Origin of the sequence: Labrenzia sp. CP4, assembly GCF_001579905.1 — a bacterium.
GTDB lineage: Bacteria > Pseudomonadota > Alphaproteobacteria > Rhizobiales > Stappiaceae > Roseibium > Roseibium algicola.
In genome coordinates this window covers 1304736-1318666 of the sequence record NZ_CP011927.1, presented here as the reverse complement: position 1 = coordinate 1318666, position 13931 = coordinate 1304736, and the positions used below count along the sequence as shown (strand labels likewise).

General features: G+C 61.2%; 13 protein-coding genes. 8 read left to right on the top strand and 5 right to left on the bottom strand.

From position 1 onward, the window contains the following. Positions 1-27: 27 nt before the first annotated feature. Genes ACP90_RS06095 through ACP90_RS06080 form a run of 4 tightly spaced genes read left to right on the top strand, consistent with a single transcriptional unit; the run spans position 28 to position 3473 of the window. Positions 28-831, top strand: a complete 804-nt coding sequence (locus ACP90_RS06095) for an ABC transporter permease subunit (RefSeq protein WP_062487338.1) — start codon at positions 28-30, stop codon at positions 829-831. 1 nt (position 832) lies between these two features. Continuing rightward, positions 833-1624 carry an ABC transporter permease subunit gene (locus ACP90_RS06090; RefSeq protein ID WP_062487336.1) on the top strand — a complete coding sequence of 264 codons (792 nt, stop codon included), beginning with the start codon at positions 833-835 and terminating at the stop codon, positions 1622-1624. Beyond that, entirely contained in the window at positions 1621-2664 is a 1044-nt protein-coding gene (locus ACP90_RS06085) for an ABC transporter ATP-binding protein (RefSeq protein ID WP_062491416.1), read from the top strand. The genes ACP90_RS06090 and ACP90_RS06085 overlap by 4 nt, the downstream gene beginning before the upstream one ends. Next, a complete protein-coding gene (locus ACP90_RS06080) occupies positions 2661-3473 on the top strand; it encodes a phosphodiesterase (protein WP_062487334.1) in 813 nt (270 codons plus the stop codon). Before ACP90_RS06085 ends, ACP90_RS06080 begins: the two co-directional genes overlap by 4 nt. 40 nt (positions 3474-3513) lie before the next feature. Here ACP90_RS06080 and ACP90_RS06075 read toward each other — a convergent pair whose 3' ends face one another. Genes ACP90_RS06075 through ACP90_RS06065 form a run of 3 tightly spaced genes read right to left on the bottom strand, consistent with a single transcriptional unit; the run spans position 3514 to position 6645 of the window. Next, the gene (locus ACP90_RS06075; protein WP_082809673.1) at positions 3514-4587 is read right to left on the bottom strand and encodes an extracellular solute-binding protein; all 1074 of its coding nucleotides are present in this window, start codon (positions 4585-4587) and stop codon (positions 3514-3516) included. Further along, positions 4584-5981, bottom strand: a complete 1398-nt coding sequence (locus tag ACP90_RS06070) for a sensor histidine kinase (RefSeq protein ID WP_062487332.1) — start codon at positions 5979-5981, stop codon at positions 4584-4586. Before ACP90_RS06070 ends, ACP90_RS06075 begins: the two co-directional genes overlap by 4 nt. Then, positions 5974-6645 (bottom strand): response regulator transcription factor, encoded by a 672-nt coding sequence (locus tag ACP90_RS06065; RefSeq protein WP_023003141.1) that lies wholly within the window; start codon positions 6643-6645, stop codon positions 5974-5976. Before ACP90_RS06065 ends, ACP90_RS06070 begins: the two co-directional genes overlap by 8 nt. 192 nt (positions 6646-6837) lie before the next feature. On the opposite strand from ACP90_RS06065, the gene ACP90_RS06060 reads away from it, so the two are divergent. The 3 genes from ACP90_RS06060 (at position 6838) to ACP90_RS06050 (ending at position 10084) form a co-directional block, all read left to right on the top strand. Next, on the top strand, positions 6838-7827 hold the full coding sequence (locus ACP90_RS06060; RefSeq protein ID WP_023003140.1) for a tripartite tricarboxylate transporter substrate-binding protein: 990 nt from the start codon (positions 6838-6840) through the stop codon (positions 7825-7827). 271 nt (positions 7828-8098) lie between these two features. Beyond that, positions 8099-8530, top strand: coding sequence for a tripartite tricarboxylate transporter TctB family protein (locus ACP90_RS06055; protein ID WP_055656205.1), 432 nt, complete (start codon positions 8099-8101; stop codon positions 8528-8530). 12 nt (positions 8531-8542) lie between these two features. Further along, positions 8543-10084, top strand: a complete 1542-nt coding sequence (locus ACP90_RS06050; RefSeq protein WP_062487330.1) for a tripartite tricarboxylate transporter permease — start codon at positions 8543-8545, stop codon at positions 10082-10084. Between the two features lie 174 nt (positions 10085-10258). On the opposite strand, the gene ACP90_RS06045 is transcribed toward ACP90_RS06050, so the two are convergent. Together ACP90_RS06045 and ACP90_RS06040 are read right to left on the bottom strand one after the other, a co-directional pair. Continuing rightward, positions 10259-11833, bottom strand: a complete 1575-nt coding sequence (locus ACP90_RS06045) for an ABC transporter substrate-binding protein (protein ID WP_062487328.1) — start codon at positions 11831-11833, stop codon at positions 10259-10261. Between the two features lie 189 nt (positions 11834-12022). Next, on the bottom strand, positions 12023-12778 hold the full coding sequence (locus tag ACP90_RS06040; protein ID WP_062487326.1) for a class II aldolase and adducin N-terminal domain-containing protein: 756 nt from the start codon (positions 12776-12778) through the stop codon (positions 12023-12025). A 130-nt stretch (positions 12779-12908) separates the two neighbouring features. Between ACP90_RS06040 and ACP90_RS06035 the strand changes: the two genes are divergently transcribed. Next, the gene (locus tag ACP90_RS06035; protein WP_062487324.1) at positions 12909-13787 is read left to right on the top strand and encodes a LysR family transcriptional regulator; all 879 of its coding nucleotides are present in this window, start codon (positions 12909-12911) and stop codon (positions 13785-13787) included. Positions 13788-13931: the final 144 nt, after the last annotated feature.

Below are 13931 nucleotides of genomic sequence, written 5' to 3'. Positions count from 1 at the left end.
CGGCCTGTTTTTCCGAAGGCATTCTTCATGTCCGACAGAACATTCGTGACCGCCTGCCTTTTACCGCTGGCGGTATTCGCCCTCGCTTTTCTGGCTCTGCCGCTGGTGCGCCTGGTTCAGGCTTCTTTTGAATCGGAAGCCGGCTGGAACATCTACCTGCAGATCCTGCAAACGCCTCGATATCTTGAAACCCTGGTCAACACGGTGCTGGTGTCGCTGGCGGTCAGCCTTGCCGCGCTCGCTCTGGCAACCACCGCCGGCCTGTTCCTGGCGCGAAACCGGTTCTTCGGACGCGGCCTGCTGCTTTCCGTCCTGACGCTGCCGCTGGCTTTTCCGGGCGTCGTCATCGGCTTCCTGATCATCCTCCTGGGAGGACGTCAGGGGCTGTTCAACCAGCTATTGCCCGGGCACGTCGTGTTCGCCTATTCGCTGACAGGCCTCTTTCTCGGCTATCTCTATTTTTCCATCCCGCGCGTCCTGCTGACGGTGATGGCCGCCGTTGAAAAACTCGACCCCGCACTGGAAGAAGCCGCCCGCACCCTCGGCGCATCGCCGAGGCGCATTGTCATCGACGTGATCCTGCCCGGTCTTGCCCCGTCCCTCGTAGCCGCCGGTGCAATCGCCTTTGCCACCGCCATGGGAGCCTTCGGAACCGCCTTCACGCTGGCCACCAATATCGATGTCCTGCCGATGGTGATCTATACCGAATTCACCCTCTCGGCGAACATCGCCATGGCGTCAGCCCTGTCCGTTCTGCTGGGCCTTGTGACCTGGGCCCTGCTTTACATCGCCCGCAGTTTTGCGGGAACGACAGTTGCGGCGGGAGGCTGACATGAAAAGATCCCTCGCCTGGTGGCTGCAATGTGCGGTCACGCTTGTTATCGCCGCCTTTCTGCTGGTCCCGGCCATCCAGTCGATCCTGGCCGGGGTGACAGCCAACTACTTCCGCGGTCTATCCTCGGGCCTGACCCTGAAATGGATCGGGCGGGTCTGGGAGTTATATTCCGCCAGCATCTTCCTGTCGCTCTGGCTCGCGATAGCCTGCCTTGCCGTCACTCTGATGATCGGCGTTCCGGCGGCCTACGCCCTAGCCAGGAATCCCGGACGCCTGTCGCGCCTGCTGGAAGAGTTCATCTCGTTGCCGCTCGCCATTCCCGGCCTCGCACTGGCGCTCGCGCTCTTGCAGCTTTACGGGACCTTGTCCGGGTTCCGCACGTCCTGGACCTTCATTCTCGTCGGCCATGTTCTCTACACGCTGCCGTTCATGGTGCGATCCGTCTTGGCCGTTCTGATGGCCATGGATTTCCGCAGCCTTGAAGAAAGCGCGGCGACACTTGGCGCGTCTGCCTTCACGCGGTTTCGAACGGTGATCATCCCCAATGCCATGCCGGGCATCCTGGCTGGTGCCCTGACCGTGGTGACGCTCTCCATCGGCGAATTCAACCTCACCTGGATGTTGCACACACCTTATCTGAAAACCCTGCCCGTCGGCCTTGCCGACAGCTATGCCTCCATGCGGCTGGAGGTCGCCTCCGCCTACACGCTCGTCTTCTTCGCGATGATCGTACCGCTGTTGATGGCAATGCAATGGGCCTCCGCCAGAGCGCAAAGGATCGCTCAATGACCCTGACAATCGAAAACGCCGCCAAGACCTTTGCCGATGGTACGCGGGCTCTCTGCCCGACCAATCTGACCGTTGGTCCCGGCGAAATCCTGTCGCTGCTCGGTCCCTCCGGCTGTGGCAAGACGACCCTGCTGCGCATCATTGCCGGACTGGAGCGCCCCGATGCGGGCAGCCGGATCCGGTTCGACGAAACCGACGTGACCGGACTTGCCGTGGAACATCGCAATGTCGGCATGGTGTTCCAGTCCTATGCGCTCTTTCCCAACATGAGCGTGCGCGCGAATGTCGGCTACGGCCTGAAGGTTAGAAAAGTGCCGGCGGAAGAACGCCGGCAACGTGTGGACGAGGTGCTGAGCCTGTGCCGCCTTACCGACTACGCCGATCGCCCGACAAATGCCCTGTCGGGCGGGCAGCGCCAACGGGTGGCCCTGGCCCGTGCCGTCGCACCGCGCCCCAGGATCCTGCTGCTGGACGAACCCCTGTCCGCGCTGGACGCCGCCTTGCGCGACAACCTGCGTGACGAACTGGCCGCCATGCTGCGGCAATTCCGGATCACGGCTGTTTTCGTCACCCACGACCAGAGCGAGGCGATGGCGATCGCGGACCGGATCGCGGTGATGTCGAACGGAACCATGCTTCAGGTCGGCCGGCCAGAAGAGCTGTACCACACTCCGGCCAATGCCTTCGTCGCCCGGTTCATCGGCAACGCCATGCCATTGACCGGACACATGGAAAACGATGTACTGCAGCTGCCCGGCGGACAGTTGAAGCTTCCCGCTGGCGCCGCCGGCAAAACAGCTTACATACGGTCGGAAAACGTCCGCCTAGACCAGACAGGATCCTTGTCGGGAACGGTGGAAACCGTCACGTTCTCCGGCGGTCATTTCCGTCTCGCCGTGGGCGGCGTCCTTCCGGATGCCGGCCTTCTCTATCTTCAGCACCCGGGCAGGACAGCCCCTGAAACCGGCAGCACCGTGCGCCTCACCATTGATCCCTCCGACCTCATCTTCCTTGCAGACCAGACATCGACCCATTCATGACCAAGATCATTCAGATTTCAGACACCCACATTGTTCCTGAAGGAGCACTCGCCTACGGACAGGTCGACACGGCCGCGGCCCTTGCCGAAACGGTCGCCACAATCAACCGCCTGCTGCCGCAGATCGGTCCAGTAGACCTCGTGATCGTTACCGGCGACCTGACCGAACATGGAACGCCGGAAGAATACGACCGCTTCAAGATGCTGATGGCGGACCTCGACCTGCCCTACAGGGTGCTGCCGGGCAACCACGACCGGCGCGAGCCGATGCGGGAGAGCTTCGCAGACACACAGTGGATGCCCCGCACCGGCCCCCTGGACTGGCAGATCGATTTTGAAGACTTTGCCGTTGTCGGGCTCGACAGCCTTACCGAAAACGCAGCGCATGGAACACTTGAACCGGCAACCCTGTCCTTCCTGACGGACGCGCTCTCCGGTCTTGGCGACAAACCCGCGATAGTCGGTTTTCATCACCCTCCCTTTGCCGTGGGGATCAGGGCGATGGACGCGCAGAACCTGCACGACGCAGACAGCCTGGGCACCGCCCTCTCCCTTCATTCCGGGCAGGTTCGGCTGGTCTGCGGCCATCTGCACCGCTCCATCGCCGGCCTCTTTTCCGGCAGCCTGTGTCAGGTCTGCCCCGGCACCTCGCATGCGGTCACGCTGGACCAGCGCACCAACGCCGGCAACAGTCTGACCAAGGAACCCGGCGGGATGCTGCTTCACGAATGGCGTGACAATGGTTTCCTGACGCACCTCATTCCGGTCGGCACCTTTCCGGGGCCTTATCCCTTCCTGGGCGTTTCCTGAGGACCTGAAACGGGCGTCATGCAACGCGCCTGCCGGCGCCTCATGGCCCGGGAAACGTCGACCGCCAGCGGCGCAAAAAGGTTTCCCGGGTCAGGGCATCCAGTGCGACCATGAGCGCAGGGGAAAGACCGATCGGCCGCAGGGCTGTCGAACTCAGGACCTCGCCTTCATTGCCATCCTCCGTTTCCAGAAGCGGGCTGATCAGCAATGCGGTCCGAAGCGCAAGCGTGCCTTCCGAGGACAAGAGAAAATCCAGGAACGCCTCGGCCTCGGCTTCGTTGTTTGCCTGCTTCGGGATCATGAAGGTGCGCGACAGGACCAGTGTGTAGTCGGACGGCAGCACGATGCCGATCCGGTCGTCGTTCAGCTGATAGCCCTGGGCGTAGGAGCCAAGCACGTTGTAGGCGATCAGGTAGCGCCCCTCGGCAACACCCTTGATGATGTCGACCGAGCAACAGGTGGAAATCGCCTGTGAGCGGCCGAAGGATTCCTGAAGCGCGCCGAAGGTGGTTGCTTCCTGCGCGTCGGCAAAAGCAAACAGATACCCAAGCCCCGACTGCTCGATGTCATAGGTCGCGACCCGCCCGGCATAGGGAGTGCCGGAAGGCCGAAGGAGATCGAGCAGGTCGAAGCGGGTCTGCGGAATATCCTCCACGGGCACCAGCTCGCGGTTATAGACGATCACCGCGGGCTCGCGGGTGATGCCCCACAATTCGTCGCGCCAGCGAAGGGCTTCCGGCAACTGTTCGGTCAACCGTGAGCGGTAAGACGCTGCGCAGGCTTCGTTGACCAGCTGCACCATCTGGTGAACACCGGAGCTGATGACAATGTCGGCGCCTGGAACGCCGTCGCGGCAGTCCCGGCGGGTCAGGCGGTAGAGTTCGTTCGATCCCCATTGCTCGTAGCGCACCTGCAACCCGGGCCGGGTGCGCAGGAAGCTTTCGACCACGGGACCGAAGATGGAAATATCCGTCGTGGAGCGCACCACCAGCACACGGTTGGTGGTCTCCGGTCCGAAATTTTCCACCAGCTCCTGGGCCGACACGGCCCTGCCGGTGGCAAGCAGCATCACGACTCCAGCCAGGCACTTCAGCAGATAGGCGGGCCACTTCATGTCCGGCCCTCCGGAACGGCTGCAAACACAAGGGCTGCACGAAAACGCGCCCCACCCGTCTTTTCCAGGCGCAATTCGCCATCGTAGGAAAGGGCGACGGAATGCGCGATCGCAAGACCCAAGCCGGAACTGCTTTGCCGCGACAGCGCGCCCTTGTTGAAACGGGACCCCAGTTCGGCAAGAACCCCATCCACCGGTCCACCGCCCGCATCTTCCACCCAGATACTGGCCCGCCCACCTTGCAGCGAAGCCCCGATCCGTACCGGCGAGCGGCCGTATTTGAGCGCGTTGTTCAGGAGGTTCTTCAGGGCTTCCTTCAGCGATTGCACATCCGCCAGCACTTCGACAGGGTCTTCGCCGATATCCAGGATCACGTCGAATTCCGGATTGAGAACAGCGTGATCGCCTTCCTCGAAAACGTCGAGGGCAATATCGCGCAAGTCCACCTTCTCCCGTCTGGCGCTGTCGCCGCGGTGAATCACCAGTGCCTGGCTCAGAAGCTGGTCGAGCAGACGGCCGAGGCTTGCCGTTCGGGTCTGTATCCTCTCGACGATCTTTTCCTTGCGGGAAAGTTCCGCTTCGTCGGTGAAGAGATCCGCCTGGGCCCTGAGGGCAGCGACAGGCGTCCTGAGCTGATGCGCGGTGTCGGAGATCAGATGCCGCATGGAATTCATCTGCCGGTCGAGACGGGCCATGAAACCGTTGAGGGCATTGATCATCACCGCCGTTTCCCGCGGCACCGAGGTGTCGAGCGGTGTCAGGTCGTGGGGGTCCCGTGCCGAGAGACCGCCGGCGATCCGTTCCAGCGGCTGCAGCACCGAGCGGACGACGACGACCGACAACAGCACCATTGCCAGGCCGGAGGCTGCAAGCACGTAGAGCGCCTTGCGGGTGATGTCATAGGCCATGTCGTTACGCGCCCGCAGGGTCTGGCCGACAACCACCTTGATCGTGCCGTTGAGCGTACGCTCGGCAAATCGGCGCGAGACCACGGCAAAACGGGCCGGCTCTCCAAAGAACGAACCGTCGAAAAACCCTTCCCGGAAATCGCGCCGGCCTGTCGGCAGGGTGATTTCATCATAGCCGGTCAGCGTCGCACCCTCCGGGCCGATAATGCGATAGCCGATCCTGTCGTCGGGGGCGAGCGCCAGCAACTCGAACGCCGAAACCGGCAACTCGATGACGGGCCTGTCGTCCTGAACGGTGATCGACGAGGCAATGCCTGTCGCCGCGCCCAGGAGCAACCGGTCGTAGGCGCTTCTGGCCGCCTCCCGGCCATAGGCGAATGCCGCGATGGAAACGATCACCCCGCCGAAGATCAGCAGAAAGGCAATCCCGAAGGCAACACGTGCGGTGAGCGAGGTCGACGCCAGCCTGCGGATGAGATCAGTCATCGACTTCCAGCTTGTAACCAAGCCCTCTCTGGGTCTCGATCCTGACAGATCCGCCCGAGAGTTTCTTGCGCAGCCGCGCAACATAAAGCTCCAGCGCGTTCATGCTGACGTCGGTGTCCTGGAAACTGAACACCCCTTCGAACAGACGTTCCTTGCTGACGGTCTTGCCGCGATTGCGGACCAGGATCTCCAGCAGCGAGAATTCGCGCCGGGTCAGATTGATCGGGCTGTCGCCCTGACGCACGACCCGCGCGGAAGCATTGAACGTGAGGCTGCCGAGCGTCAGTTCCTCGGCCTTGTCGCCCTGTTCGCGTCGATAGAGTGCGCGGATGCGGGCTTCAAGTTCGCGGTGGTCGAACGGCTTGACCAGGTAATCATCCGCCCCGGAATTGAGCGAGGATACCCTGTCATCGACGGAAAATTCCGCCGTCAGCATCAGCACCGGCGTGCGCTCGCCCCGAGACCTGATCTCTTTCAGCAGCTCGGTGCCCAGGCCATCCGGCAAATTGATATCAAGAACGATCACGTCGTAATGCTGAACGTTGACGCAGGCCCTCGCCTCTTCCAGCGACTTTGCCAGATCGCAGGCAATGCCTGACCGGTCCAGCCGGATCATGATCGCCTCCGCCATGTCAAACGTGTCTTCAACGAGCAAAAGGCGCAAAGATTCGTTCCTCCCGCCTCCAGTCTTGCCCCGCAATTTCGCTGCTTGCAAGCAATGTGCCCCCTGGTGACAGGTTGATGACAGGGTTTGGCGCTAGGCTCTCCTCACGTCCGTTGGGAGGACCCGCTTTAACGCGGCACAACGGATACCAGGGGCTCACCAAAAGCCTTGCACATGTGGAGGAAACACAACATGGCATTCAAAACGACCCGCCTTCTGCTGGCGGCCGCATTCCTTGGCGCATCCGCTTTCGGCGCAACAGCTGCCGATTTCACGCCGGAAAACCCGGAGTGCATCGCACCGGCCAACCCGGGTGGTGGCTGGGACTTCACCTGCCGCCAGGTCGGCAAGACCCTTCAGGACCTGAAGCTTCTCGACAAGACCATGCAGGTTGTGAACCTGGCTGGCGGCGGCGGCGGTGTGGCCTATGCTGAAGTCGTCAACAAGCGCGGCGACGACAACGACCTGATCGTTGCAGCTTCCTCGGCAACCGCAACCCGCCTTGCCCAGGGTGCCTTCCCGGGCAACACCATGGACCAGGTTCGCTGGGTGGCTTCCGTTGGCGCTGACTACGGCGTGATCGCCGTTGCGGCCGACAGCCCGATCAATACCCTGCCGGAACTTCTCGACCAGATGAAATCCGACCCGACGTCCGTGTCCGTTGCCGGCGGTTCCGCTGTTGGTGGCTGGGATCACCTGAAGGTTCTGATCGCTGCAAACGCTTACGGCATCGAAGACGTCCGCACCGTGAAATACATCGCTTTCGACGGTGGTGGTGAAGCCGTGACCCAGCTTCTGGCCGGTTCCGTCCAGGCTTTCACCGGTGACATTTCCGAAGCCAAGGGCTTTGTCGACAGTGGCGACATCAAGGTGATCGCTGTTCTGGCACCTGAGCGTCTGTCCGGCGAATTCGCCGACTTCCCGACGGCAAAGGAACAGGGTGTCGACGCGATCGGCGCAAACTGGCGCGGTTTCTACGCACCGGGCAACATGTCCGACGACGCCTATAACGCATGGGTGTCCAAGATCTCCGATCTGTACGCAAGTGAAGAATGGAAAGGCATCATGGCTGCAAACGGTCTGGCTCCGCTCGACCTGCAGGGTGCCGAGTTCCAGGAATTCGTTGCCAACTCGGTTCAGCAGATCCAGAACATCTCCAAAGAAATCGGCATCATCAAATAAGAATGCCGTCAGTCCGACTGGAGGGGGCGCAGTCCATGTGCCCCCTTCTTTTTCAGGACGCGTCCGAACGCGGGCAATATCCGGTTTACCGCACGCAGCTTTGAGACTGACAGCGTAACGCCGGAAGTATGTCTGCCTGATCATTGTCCGCCCGATTGGGCAAAGTGGATTGTCGGCGGACACAGTGGCACACTTCGGGTGCCAACAAACAACAGAACACATAAGGGGCGGCCGCCGGACTTGGGGAGGAGCCGCTATTAGGAAGGTATCCATGAGCGACCGCATCTTTGGCGCGGTCGGGCTACTTCTCGCGCTGGGATATGCCTGGGCCGCTCTTGTCATCGAAGAAAGCTTTCTGTCCGACGCCGTCGGCCCGAAGGCGTTCCCCCTGATCATCGCATCCGTGTTGGGTCTGTCGTCGCTGGCGATTTTCCTGAAACCCGACGTCGCGCCGGAATGGCCGTCGCTGCCGCGTCTGCTTGAAGTCGCCATGGCAGTGCTGGCGATGATCCTCTACGCGATACTTCTGCCGGAAGCCGGCTTCATCATCGCGACAGCCGTTGCCGCTGCCTATCTGACCTGGCGCCTCGGCTCTTCACCGATCGGCTCGCTTATCACCGGCTGCCTGACTTCGCTCGGCATCTATGCGGTCTTCCACCTCGTTCTTGGCCTCTCCCTGGCCAAGGGCCCGTTCGGCTTTTAACGGAGCATCGCCATGGAAACTCTCTCTTCACTGGCCGACGGCTTCGTCATCGCGCTGACCTGGCAGAACCTGCTGCTGGCCCTGCTCGGCTGCTTTCTCGGCACCATCATGGGCGCCCTGCCGGGCCTTGGCCCGTCCAATGGCGTCGCCATCCTCATCCCGCTTGCGTTCACGCTCGGTCTCGGCGCCACGCCGTCATTGATCCTGCTGACGTCGGTCTATTACGGCGCCATGTACGGCGGGCGTATCTCGTCGATCCTCTTGAACATTCCCGGTGACGAACCGGCGATGATGACCTGTCTCGACGGTTACCCGATGGCCCAGCAAGGCCGCGCAGGCGAGGCCCTCTCGCTGTCGGGTGTTGCCTCCTTCGTCGGTGCCTTCCTGGCCACCTGGGGCCTGATCCTGCTGGCACCGCAGCTGGTCAAGATCGCGCTTCTGTTCGGTCCGGCGGAATATTTCGCCCTGTTCACCCTGGCCTTCGCCACCCTGGGCGGCGTTGCCTCGACCAACCAGGCCAAGACCGCCTTCGCAGCCGCGCTCGGCATTGGCCTTGCCACCGTCGGCGTCGACACCCAGACCGGCGTGCCGCGCTTCACCTTCGGCGAAGTGCACCTCTACGACGGGATCGACTTTCTGGTTGCCATCGTCGGCCTGTTTGCTCTGTCCGAGGTCTTCCTGTTCCTGGAACACCGCCACGGCAATGCCGACGCCAACTCCAGCAAGGTTTCCGTAGGCCGGCTGATGCCCAGCTTCTCGCTGCTGAAGTCCTGCACCCCGACCATGCTGCGCACCAGTCTGCTCGGCTTCATTGCCGGCGTTCTGCCTGGTGCCGGCGCGTCGCTCGGCTCGTTCATCTCCTATACGTTCGAGAAGAAACTGGTCGACAAGGAAGGCACCTTCGGCAAGGGCGACCCGCGCGGTGTCGCCGCGCCTGAAGCCGGCAACAACGCCGCCGCGGGCGGTGCGCTGGTGCCGATGCTCGCCCTCGGCGTTCCCGGTTCCGGGACCACGGCCGTGCTGCTGGCGGTTTTGCTGGCGCTCAACATCACCCCGGGCCCGCTGCTGTTCACCCAGCAGCCGGATGTGGTCTGGGGTCTGATCGCGGCCCTGTTCATTGCCAACTTCATGCTGCTGGCCATGAACATTCCGATGATCGGTCTCTTCACCCGCGTCCTGTTGATCCCGCCGCGCATCCTCATGCCCATCGTGGCCATGGTCAGCTTCGTCGGCATCTACGGCATCTCCGGCTCCTCCTTCGACCTTCTGGTCATGGTCGGCTTCGGTGTGCTGGGCTGGGTGCTGCGCAAGCTGGACGTGCCGCTGGTCCCGATCATCCTCGGAACGCTTCTCGGCAACGCCATGGAAAACAACCTGCGCCGCGCGATCACCATCAGCAACGGCGACTGGTTCACCCTGATCGACAGCCCGCTGTCGCTGACCCTGTGGAGCATGGCCATCATCGGCTTCGTCCTGCCGATCATCTTCGGAAAGGTCCTGAAGGCCCGCATGCGTCACATGAAGAAGGACGAAGAAGGCTCGGTCATCGACTGATCGCTGCCAACACCGCAAGAAACGAAAACGCCCTCTCCTTCCGGATGAGGGCGTTTTTTGTTTGCGGACGTCTCACCTCCGTCATTCCCGATGGTCCGAAGCGACGCTGCCCCCCAGCGGGAAACCAACGTGCAAGGCGACAGTCAAAAATGCTTCAGATATGAGAAGACGAAGTCAGCTAAACCACCAGCGCTCCGTAGCGCGCAGACCGTCGAGCGGCCAGTTTGCGGCGACTTTTTCCGGATGATTGACCTTGTCGCTGAGTGCCATCACGTAGCTTGCGAACATGGGGATGATGGTGCCGCCATCGGTCCTGACGATGTTCTGCATCTCGCGATACATATCCGCGCGCTTTGCTTCGTCGAGTTCGGACCGCGCTTCGCTCAGAAGCCGGTTGAAGCGCTCGTTGTCCCAATAGGTATCGTTCCACGGCGCCCCGGCAGCGTAAGCGAGCGTGAAGGTCGCGTCCTCAGTCGGGCGTCCGGTCCAGTAGACCGCGCAGAACGGCTTCTTCATCCAGACATCGGACCAATAACCGTCATTGGGCTCGCGCACCGGCTGAATGTTGATACCGGCCGCCTCAGCCTTGCTTGAATAGAGCACTGCTGCATCGACAGCGCCGCCAAAAGCAGCGTCGGAGGCGGAGAGTTGCAGATCCAGTGAGCTGAGGCCCGCCTGTTTCAGATAATATTTCGCCTTGTCCGGATCATAACTGGTCTGCTCAAGATCGGCTGCGTAAAAGCGGTTGACCGGGCTGATCGGGTGGTCGTTGCCAACCGAGCCATAGCCAAAGAGGATCTTGTCGACAAGTTCCTGCCGGTCGATGGCGTATTTCAAGGCCATGCGGACATTGTTGTCGTTGAAGGGCGCTGCCCGTGTGTCCATGGCGAAGGTATAGTGCTGGCCACCAGTCGCCGATACGATCTGGACGCCCGGTGCGCGCTGGAACAGATGCACCGTCTTCAGATCCACCTGGTCAACGACGTCGACATTTCCGGTCATCAACGCTGCCTGCCGCGCTGCCGGATCAACAATGGCCATCAGGACAACCGCATCGAAATGGGCACGGTCCGATTTCCAGTAATTCGGATTGCGCGTGAGCTCGGCGATGTAGCCGGGTTTGAAGTTGGTGACTTTGTAAGGACCGCACCCGTCACCGCTGGTGGGATCGATCTTGCCATCCGAAGACTTCAGGATCGGCATGTGGTAGTCGCTTACCACATAAGGGAAATCGGCGTTGCCTGCGTCCAGCGTGAAAACGACGGTATCGCCGTCGCTGGCAATGTCGGTAACCGGTGCAAGGAAGGGCTTGGCAGCCGAACTGCTGTCCGCGCCGCGGTGATAGTTGATCGAGGCGACGACATCATCAGATGTCACGGTACCGCCGCTGTGGAACTCGACACCGCTGCGGATCTTGAACGTCCAGACCTTTGCATCGGGAGATGACGTCCAGCTTTCCGCCACTTCCCCGACGAGGGATCCGTCCGAGGCGATCTCCACCAGGTAGCCGTTGCGGGCAAAGGCGAAGACCTGCGAATAGGTGTTGTCCCAAACTGCCGGATCGTACGTGTCGTTGGTATTGCCCGAGGCAATCCCGAAGCGGATCGTTCCGCCTTTTTTGGGCTGGGCAACAGCCGGCCCGATACCAAGAGACGATACAAGAGCCGTGGCGCCGAGCGCAACAGTTCCCCCGAGAACGCTTCGCCGCGAGACTGCCAGTCGGTTTTGCGGCGTAAAGGCCTCTCCCATTCCATGGTTCTCCTTGATGAGCGTGATAGGTTTCAGTTCAACTTGTTTGCCGGTGCGGACGGCCAGTCGCGATAACCGGAATTTTGGCAAATTCCGTCCACCCGGCCCGGCGGTGTCACCATCGGGCCTTGCATGATTTTGTTTCGAGTGTCCGCTGCCTTGCGTCCGCAGCCTGGGCCGTGCCGGTGCCTAGCTGGCGTAGTTCGAGCCTTCGTCGTCCAGAATGGCTTTCAATTCGGCGAAGTGGTCGTGACCAAGGCCCGGATAATTTTCAATTTCCTGCGCGGTCTTCTCGGCAATCTCAGGGCTTAGAACGCGCAGTGGTTTTCCGGTCTGCAGTGCCCGAATGTAGGTCTCTGCAGCACGTTCGAAATGATAAAGGCGGTCAAAGGCTTCCGCGACAGTACTGGCGACGACCAGAACGCCGTGGTTGCCCATGATCAGCACCTTGATCTTCGGGTCGCGAAGCAACGTCGCGCAGCGTTCGCCTTCTTCCTCGAAAGCAAGTCCGCCATAGTTCTCGTCAATTGCGAAGCGGCCATAAAAAGTCGCGGTGTTCTGGTCGATCGGCGGCAGAGTGCTGTCGGCAAGACAGGCCAGAACCGTGGCATGGACCGAATGCACATGCATGACGCAGCGTGCATGTGGGCGTTGCCGGTGGATGGCGCCATGCAATCCCCAGGCAGTCGGGTCCGGAGCGTTTGGATGTTCCAGCGTTTGCGGGTCATTTGCATCCAGCAAAATCAGGTCGGATGCCCTGATCCGGCTGAAATGCCGCTGACGGGGGTTTACCAGAAAAGCCGTGCCTTCGTCATTGACGGCGAGGCTGAAATGATTTGCGACAGCTTCGTGCATTCCAAGACGCTCGGTCCAGCGGAATGCTGCCGCCAGGTCGATCCGCTCCGCCCAGTGGGTGATGTTCGAATGTTCTGCAACACGCAGCATGCACTGTCTCCCTCGCTTTCTCTTCGACGCTAGGGAGCGCTTCCAACATTGACAAACAATATTTTCGATGGCGTTGCATTAATAAAATTAATACGCATTATGTCAGTTGATGAATGAGTGAGGTGCACGCATGAAGACGGTTGGACTGCCTCCGCTGGCCTGGTTGCGGGCATTCGAGGCAACCGCGCGCCATCTCAGCTTCACCCGTGCCTCACAGGAATTGAACCTGACCCAGTCCGCGGTCAGCCAGCATGTACGCAGCCTCGAGACCCTGCTCGGCTGCAGTCTTTTTGTGCGCAAGACGCGTGCCCTGGAACTGACGCTCGAAGGGGAAACCTATCTGCCGAGCCTGCGTGAAGCCTTCGACCTGATCACAAGGAGCACGCAGCTTGTCACCGGCAGTGACCTGGGGCGAAACCTGACGCTTCAGTGCAATCTGGCCTTTTCCGTTTATTGGCTGGCCCCGCGCCTTCGCCGACTTTACGAAGAATTTCCCTGGCTGACGCTCAATATCGTGACATCGATCTGGGACACCGAGAAGCGCGCGGCCGATGCCTCTCTGGAAATCCGCTTCGCCCGTCCGGAGGACATGCCGACCGCCGCCATTCGGCTTGCCGAGGAAAAATGCTATCCGGTCTGCTCACCCGGCCTGCCGGAAGAAGAGCGCTCACTGGAGAGCGGCAGGCTGTTCGACTGCGCGGGCATCACCGGCTCCTGGTCCGGTTGGATGAACTCGCAAGGCAGGTCCTTTGCAAGGGAAGCCGAAGTCAATCTGGCGTCGACCTATGTGATCGCGATTTCGGCAGCCTTGAACAGTGCGGGCCTCGTCCTCGCACATGACACGCTCGTCGGTGACCTCCTCCGAAGCGGTGACCTTGTTCGTCCCTTTGAACATCAGGCGCCCCTGAGTGAAGCCTACTTCGTCCGGACCCCGCCACCTTACGCGGAAACGCCTGCCTCCAAGGTGTTTTTGGACTGGATCCAGAAAGAGCGGGCTTCTGCGCGCTGATCAGCAATCCAGCACTGCCAGCGCAAGCAAAGGCGCTTTCACAAGAGCGCAATAGTCAGAGTTTTTGAATACGGCAAAGCGCCCAAGGCAAGCGGATATCCAGGGCCCGGATCTTACCGCGCAGCCACGCCGTGACCCACCCGG

Excerpts from the sequence above, each read along its gene's own strand:
- ACP90_RS06095 (WP_062487338.1), top strand. The coding sequence starts at position 28 with ATGTCCGACAGAACATTCGTGACCGCCTGCCTTTTACCGCTGGCGGTA.
- ACP90_RS06090 (WP_062487336.1), top strand. The coding sequence starts at position 833 with ATGAAAAGATCCCTCGCCTGGTGGCTGCAATGTGCGGTCACGCTTGTT.
- ACP90_RS06085 (WP_062491416.1), top strand. The coding sequence starts at position 1,621 with ATGACCCTGACAATCGAAAACGCCGCCAAGACCTTTGCCGATGGTACG.
- ACP90_RS06080 (WP_062487334.1), top strand. The coding sequence starts at position 2,661 with ATGACCAAGATCATTCAGATTTCAGACACCCACATTGTTCCTGAAGGA.
- ACP90_RS06075 (WP_082809673.1), bottom strand. The coding sequence starts at position 4,587 with ATGAAGTGGCCCGCCTATCTGCTGAAGTGCCTGGCTGGAGTCGTGATG.
- ACP90_RS06070 (WP_062487332.1), bottom strand. The coding sequence starts at position 5,981 with ATGACTGATCTCATCCGCAGGCTGGCGTCGACCTCGCTCACCGCACGT.
- ACP90_RS06060 (WP_023003140.1), top strand. The coding sequence starts at position 6,838 with ATGGCATTCAAAACGACCCGCCTTCTGCTGGCGGCCGCATTCCTTGGC.
- ACP90_RS06055 (WP_055656205.1), top strand. The coding sequence starts at position 8,099 with ATGAGCGACCGCATCTTTGGCGCGGTCGGGCTACTTCTCGCGCTGGGA.
- ACP90_RS06050 (WP_062487330.1), top strand. The coding sequence starts at position 8,543 with ATGGAAACTCTCTCTTCACTGGCCGACGGCTTCGTCATCGCGCTGACC.
- ACP90_RS06045 (WP_062487328.1), bottom strand. The coding sequence starts at position 11,833 with ATGGGAGAGGCCTTTACGCCGCAAAACCGACTGGCAGTCTCGCGGCGA.
- ACP90_RS06040 (WP_062487326.1), bottom strand. The coding sequence starts at position 12,778 with ATGCTGCGTGTTGCAGAACATTCGAACATCACCCACTGGGCGGAGCGG.
- ACP90_RS06035 (WP_062487324.1), top strand. The coding sequence starts at position 12,909 with ATGAAGACGGTTGGACTGCCTCCGCTGGCCTGGTTGCGGGCATTCGAG.